Here is a 6,542-nt window from a genome sequence, read left to right on the forward strand (position 1 = left end):
CTGGGGCATCACGTCCAGAACTGGTACGCCGCCCGCGCGCCGCTTCAGCTCGGGCGCATCGCGGCGGTCGACTGCGCCTCGCGCATCGGCATGTTCCTCGGCGGGACGATGGCCGAGGGGTGGGCATGCTACGCCACCGACCTGATGGACGAGAGCGGGTTCCTGACGCGCGAGGAGCAGGTTGCCGAGCAGCAGGCCCGCGTACGGATGCTGGCGCGCGCCGTGGTCGACCTGGAGTTCCACACCGGGCGGCGCGGCTTCGACGAGTCGGTCGCGCTGTACGTGCAGGAGGTCGGGATGTCGCCCGCCGCCGCGCACGCCGAGGTGGTGAAGAACTCGATGTTTCCCGGGACCGCGTGTATGTACTGGCTGGGGACCTCCCAGCTCCACGCCCTGCGCGCGCGTGAATCCGCAAGGCGTGGCGCGCGCTTCACGCTGCAGGGGTTCCACGACGTGTTGCTCTCCTTCGGTTCCATCCCCGTTGCGCTGGCGGCGCGCCTGGTCGAGGCACCCGAGGCCACCGTGCCCCACGACGCCCCCGCGCGCGGGGCATGACTATCCGCTACCGCATCGCCCGCCGCCTCCCCATGCCGCTGTCGCCCCGTACGCGCCGCTTCACCGCCTTCCGCACGCCGGCCCGCGCGCGTGCCGCGCTCCTGGCCCACGCGTCGGCCGTCGTGCGGCGCAGCGCGCTCATTGCGCTCGCCCTCGCGGCGTGCGCTCGGGAAGGCGGCAACGTCCGCGCCCCCTCCAACGATCTCCTGGTCGTCGCCTACGACCGGGAGCCCGACACGCTCAACCGCTTCAGCACCCACATCCTCGAGGACGTGCAGACGTGCATCGTCGAGGGGCTGGTGACGACGGATGAGAAGATGCAGGTCGTCCCGCTGCTGGCGCGCGAGATTCCCACGATGGAGAACGGGGGGGTGAGGATGCGCAGCGACGGCGGGATGGACGTCACCTGGAAGCTGCGCCCGGGGGTCCGTTGGCACGACGGCGTTCCGTTCACCTCGGCCGACATCAAGTTCACCGTCGAGGCGATCAACTCGCCGGACTACAATCCCGAGAGCACCGATGGCTTCGACCGCATCACCGCGGTCGACACCCCCGACTCGCTGACGGCGGTGGTGCATTACCGGGAGCCCTATGCGCCGTACGAGCTGCAATTCATCCGGGGAGCGCTCCCACGGCACGTCCTGGAGGGGAAGGACATCGACAACGCCTCGGAGTACAACCGCAACCCGCTGGGCACCGGGCCGTACAAGGTGGCGGAGTGGAAGACGGGCGAATACATCCTGCTGGAGCGGGTGCCGGGCTACTGGCGCGGCGCGACCTACCCGAGGATCGCGCGCATCCTCTTCAAGTTCATCCCCAACACCACCACCCGCATCAACCAGCTCAAGAGCGGCGAGGCGCACGTGGCCGCCCTGGTTCCATGGGACAAGTACCGCGAGCTGCAAGGCGTCCCGGGCCTCACGATCCACCGCCTGATGGGGAACTCCTACGAGCACATCACCCTCAACCAGCGGCAGGTCCCGGCCTTCCGCGACGTGCGCGTGCGCCGGGCCCTGGTGCACGCGATCGACCGCGAACTGCTGGCGAAGACGGTGCTCGACGGGCTGGCGCCGGTGATCGACGGGGCGATCCAGCCGCTCTCCTGGGCGTACACCGACAGCGTCCGGAGGTACCCGTACGACCCGGCGCGGGCGAAGGCGCTCCTGGACGAGGCCGGGTGGCGGGATGCCAACGGCGATGGCCTTCGCGAGAAGGAGGGCGTCCCGCTCGCCTTCACCCTCCTGACGCAGGCCGGCTTCGCCATACGGGAGAACATCGCGCAGGCCGTCCAGCGGCAACTGCGTGACATCGGGGTGGACATGAAGATCCAGCTGGTCGACGGCACGGCGATCTCCTCCCTCTGGTTCGAGGGGAAGTTCGACGCGATGCTCCATTGGTGGCACATGCCCAGTGACCCGGAGATCACGCTGTTCTTCGCCTCCGACCGCACGCCTCCCGCCGGGCGTAACATCAACTACGTCGCCGACGACTCGCTGGACACGCTGCTGTACGCGTCCGACCGCACCGTGGCGCAAGGACCCCGGCGCGCGCTCCTGGTCGCGGCACAGCAGCGCCTGGCGGAGCTGGTTCCCGAGATCCCGCTCTACAACGTCACGCGCCTCGACGCCGTCCCGGCGACGCTGCGGAACTTCAAGGGGAATCCCACCAACACGGGGATCTTCTGGAACGTGTGGGAGTGGGAGGTTGCGCCACAGTGACGCTCGTCGCCCGGCGCCTGGCGCAGGCGCTCCCGCTCCTCCTCCTCATCTCCGTCGTCGTCTTCGCGCTCCTGCACGCGGCGCCCGGGGGGCCGCTCGCCATCTTCCTCGAGAACCCCAACGTCCGGCCGGAAGACATCGAGCGGCTGCGGCGCTCGTTAGGACTCGACCGCCCCCTCCCCGTCCAGTATGCCGCCTGGCTCAAGGGCTTCGTGACGGGCGACTGGGGCTATTCCTTCGCCGACGGGCGCCCCGTCACGGTGCGCATGGGCGAGCGCCTCCCGGCCACCCTCGAACTGATCCTCGCCTCGCTCGTGCTCGCCCTCACGGCCGCCATCCCCGCCGGCGTGCTGGCCGCCGCGCGGCGGCGCGGGTGGTTCGACCGCGGCGTCACGCTCGTGTCCCTGGCCGGCATCTCGCTCCCGGCCTTCTGGTTCGGGCTCCTCCTGCAGCTCCTGCTGGCCATCTCGTTAGGGTGGCTCCCGTCCTCCGGGCGCACCTCGGTCCTGGGGGGCGACACCCTCGATCGGCTGCGCCACCTCGTCCTTCCGGCCACGGTGCTCGCCACCGTGCACGCGGCGGTCTGGACGCGCTACATGCGCAGCTCGATGCTCACCCAGCTGGCGCAGCGCTACGTCCTTGCCGCGCACGGGCGGGGGATTCCGCCACGACGGGTCACCTTCCGTCATGCGCTGCGCAACGCCCTCCTCCCGCTCGCGACGATCGTCTTCCTCGACGCCGCCATCATGGTCTCGGGGGCCGTGGTGACGGAGAGCGTCTTCGCCTGGCCGGGACTCGGCGGGCTCTTCACCGAGGCGCTCGCCAGGCGAGACTACTCGGTGCTCATGGCCTTCCTCATGCTCTCCTCGACCGCCGTCATCCTCCTGAACCTGGCGGCCGACCTGAGCTACCGCCTCCTGGACCCCCGGGTGCGCGAATGACGGCGGCCGCGGCGACCGTCGGGATGCCGCGCGCCACGACGGCCGGCCGGACGCCGCCGGTCGCACGGCTGGCGCTTGCCACGCTCGTGGCCATCGCGGTCGCCGCCCTCGCCGCGCCGTTCCTGGCCCCGGGGGCAGGCGAGGCCCTGGACCTCGCGGCGCGACGCGCGCCCCCGTCGCTCGCGCACTGGTTCGGGACCGACGAACTCGGACGCGACGTCATGGCACGCGTGCTCGTGGGCGCGCGGATCTCGCTCGCCATCGCCCTCCTCTCGGCGGGGCTGACGGTCTCGTTAGGCTCGGCGATCGGCGCTGCGGCCGGCTTCGTGGGGGGATGGGTCGACGCCACCCTCATGCGGGTGACCGACGCGATGCTCGCCATTCCCCGACTTCCCTTCCTGATGATCGTCGCCGCGATCCTCCAGCCCTCGATCCCCCTGCTGATCGTCCTGGTGGGAGGGGTGGGGTGGATGGAGACGGCGCGCGTCGTGCGCGCCGAGGTGCTGTCGCTCGCCACCCGCGGCTTCGTGGAGGCGGCGCGCGCCACCGGCGTCCCGGCGCCGCGTGTCCTGGCGCGGCACGTCCTTCCCAACGTCACGGGGACCGTCGCCGTCTCGGCGACACTGGCCGTGGGCCGCGGGATCCTCATGGAGTCGGCGCTCTCCTTCTTTGGAGTGGGCGTGCAGCCGCCGGCCGCGAGCTGGGGGACGATGCTGTACCAGGCGCAAACCACGCTCAGCTCCGAGCCATGGCTCGCCATCTTCCCGGGCATGGCGATCTTCGTGACGGTCCTCTGCGTGAACGTGCTGGGGGAGCAGGTGAGCGGCGCGGACGCCGGCGGCATTGGAGGGGGCCAATAGTCGGGCGCCGTCGACTATTGCCGGGACGCCCTGTAGGTTAGCCCCGCCATGCAACTCCTCGACCTGTTCGAGCACTCCCTCGTCGCGCGGCGCCACGAGGTGGCGCTGGAGTACCGCGACGACGCGGGAGCGCTCGTCACGCTGACCTTCGGGGCGCTCGACGCGCGCAGCAATCGACTCGCGCGCGCCCTCACGGCGCGCGGCGTCGCGCCGGGCGACCGCCTCGCCTTCCTCCTCCCCAACGGCGTCGCCTTCATCGACCTCTTCCTGGCCTGCATCAAGCTCGGGGTGATCGTCGTCCCGGTGAACGTCCTGTATCGGGAGCGCGAGATCGGGCACATCCTGCAGGATGCCGAGCCCGTGGCGGTGGTCACCACGCCGGCGCTCCGCGCCTCACTCCCCGCGGAGAGCGTCGCCTGGGATGCGGGCGACCTGGCGCGCGAGGCCCGCGAACTCGACGACCGGCGGGAGCGGCGCCCTGTCGACGGCGAGGCGCCCGCGCTCATCGTGTACACCTCGGGGACGACGGGGCGCGCCAAGGGGGCGGTGCTCACCCACAACAACTGCATGGCCAACGCCCTCTCGCTCGTGACCTGCTGGCGCATAACGAGCGACGACCGGTACCTGGCGGCCCTCCCGCTCTTCCATGTGCACGGGCTGGGCAACGGGGTCCTGTCGTGGCTCACCAGCGGGTGCCGCATGCGCCTCCTCGAGCGCTTCGACGCGGCGCGCATCGCCGGGGAGTTCGCGGACTTCGCGCCGACGCTCTTCTTCGGCGTCCCGACGATGTACGTGCGGCTGCTCGAGCTCCCCGGCGAGCAGGCGCACGCGATCGGGCAGCGCATGCGCCTCTTCGTCTGCGGCTCGGCGGCGCTCCCGGCCCACGTGCTCGAGGCGTTTCGCCAGCGCTTCGGCCACGTGATCCTCGAGCGCTACGGGATGAGCGAGACGCTGATGAATCTCGGCAATCCGTATGTAGGGGAGCGCCGGGCGGGGTCGATCGGCATCCCGTTCCCCGGGGTGGCGATGCGCATCGTCGCCCCGGACGGGAGCGACGTCGCCGACGGGTCGGTCGGTGAGCTGTGGGTGCGGGGGCCCAACGTCTTCGGCGGCTACTGGCGACGCCCCGACGCCGACGCCGAGGCCTTCGTCCCCGCGACCGATGGCCCGGGCCGGGCGGCGTGGTTCCGCACCGGCGACCTGGCCGAGCGTGCGGCCGACGGCTATGTCACGCTGCGCGGGCGGCGCACCGACCTCATCATCTCCGGCGGCTTCAACATCTACCCGCGGGAGATCGAGGAACTCCTCCTCGAGCAGCCGGGGGTGCGCGAAGCCGTCGTCGTCGGCGTGGCGGACGCGCGGCGGGGCGAGCTCCCCGTGGCGTACGTGGTGGCCGACGACGACGAGACGGTCGCCGCTCTCGACGGGGCCTGCCGCGCGCAGCTGGCCAGCTTCAAGCGGCCCCGCGCCTTCGTGCGGGTGGAGGCGCTCCCCCGGACGGCGTTAGGCAAGGTGCAGAAGCACCTCCTTCCGCCGTGGCAGGCGCCGGGGGAGCCGCCGGCGCCCCCATCGTTGCCCGCGCCATGAGCACCGCCCTGCTGTCGCTCGGCGCGCTCGTGGTGGCGCTGGCGCTCTCCATGACGTCGCGCATCAATGTCGGGCTGCTCGCGATCGCCTTCACCTGGCTCATCGGCGTGCAGGCCGGGCTGAAGGCCGACGCCGTCCTCGGCGGCTTCCCGGTGTCGCTCTTCCTCACCCTGACCGGGGTGACACTCCTGTTCGCCATCGCCGACACGAACGGGACGCTCGCGCGACTCGCGCACCGTGCGGTGCGCCTGGCGAGGGGGAACGCGCGCCTCCTCCCGATCCTCTTCTTCGTCATCGCGTTCGCGATCTCCACCGTGGGACCGGGCGCCATCTCCAGCGTTGCCCTCGTGATCCCGCTGGCCATGGCCATCGGCCAGCGTACCGGCGTCCCCCCCTTCCTCACCGCGCTGATGGTGGCCAACGGCGCGAATGCGGGGAACCTCTCACCGATCTCCTCGGTCGGCGTGATCGCGAACTCGGCGATGGCCAAGGCGGGGCTCGTGGGGCACGAGTGGCGTGTCTGGATGACGAACCTCGTCGCGCACGCCCTCGTGGCCCTCGCCGCCTACCTCGTGCTGGTGAACCGCCGAGCGGGCGTCGCCCCGGCCACCGCGGGCGGCGCGGCGATCGCGGCCATCATGGCCGATCCCCCCAACGAGGCCCTCGACCGGCGACAGGGGACGACGGCGCTCGTCATCCTGGCGTGGATCGTCGGCGTGGTGGGGTTCAAGCTCAACGTCGGCCTCTCCGCGTTCGGCGCCACCGCCCTCCTCCTCCTCGCGCGCGCCGCCGATGAGGGCGAGGCGATCCGCAAGGTGCCCTGGGGGGTGATCGTCATGGTGTGCGGGGTGTCGCTCCTGATCGCCCTCCTGGAACGGACC

Annotated in this window: 5 protein-coding genes and 1 pseudogene; all 6 read left to right on the forward strand. The window is 71.5% G+C overall.

Translation table 11 applies throughout. The annotated features are described in order from the left end of the window. A pseudogene (locus tag ABS52_19520) lies at positions 1-555 on the forward strand (hypothetical protein). A gap of 32 nt (positions 556-587) precedes the next feature. Further along, positions 588-2,273, forward strand: a complete 1,686-nt coding sequence (locus ABS52_19525) for a hypothetical protein (protein ODS99844.1) — start codon at positions 588-590, stop codon at positions 2,271-2,273. Next, on the forward strand, positions 2,270-3,214 hold the full coding sequence (locus ABS52_19530; GenBank protein ID ODS99845.1) for a hypothetical protein: 945 nt from the start codon (positions 2,270-2,272) through the stop codon (positions 3,212-3,214). The genes ABS52_19525 and ABS52_19530 overlap by 4 nt, the downstream gene beginning before the upstream one ends. A gap of 23 nt (positions 3,215-3,237) precedes the next feature. After that, positions 3,238-4,074, forward strand: coding sequence for a hypothetical protein (locus tag ABS52_19535; GenBank protein ODS99848.1), 837 nt, complete (start codon positions 3,238-3,240; stop codon positions 4,072-4,074). 48 nt (positions 4,075-4,122) lie between these two features. Then, positions 4,123-5,661 carry a hypothetical protein gene (locus ABS52_19540; protein ID ODS99846.1) on the forward strand — a complete coding sequence of 513 codons (1,539 nt, stop codon included), beginning with the start codon at positions 4,123-4,125 and terminating at the stop codon, positions 5,659-5,661. Then, positions 5,610-6,542, forward strand: a 933-nt coding sequence (locus ABS52_19545; GenBank protein ODS99847.1) for a hypothetical protein, incomplete at its 3' end; no start/stop codon positions are given. The genes ABS52_19540 and ABS52_19545, both read left to right, overlap by 52 nt.

The sequence above is a fragment of the Gemmatimonadetes bacterium SCN 70-22 genome (genome assembly GCA_001724275.1).
Taxonomy (GTDB): Bacteria; Gemmatimonadota; Gemmatimonadetes; order Gemmatimonadales; family Gemmatimonadaceae; genus SCN-70-22.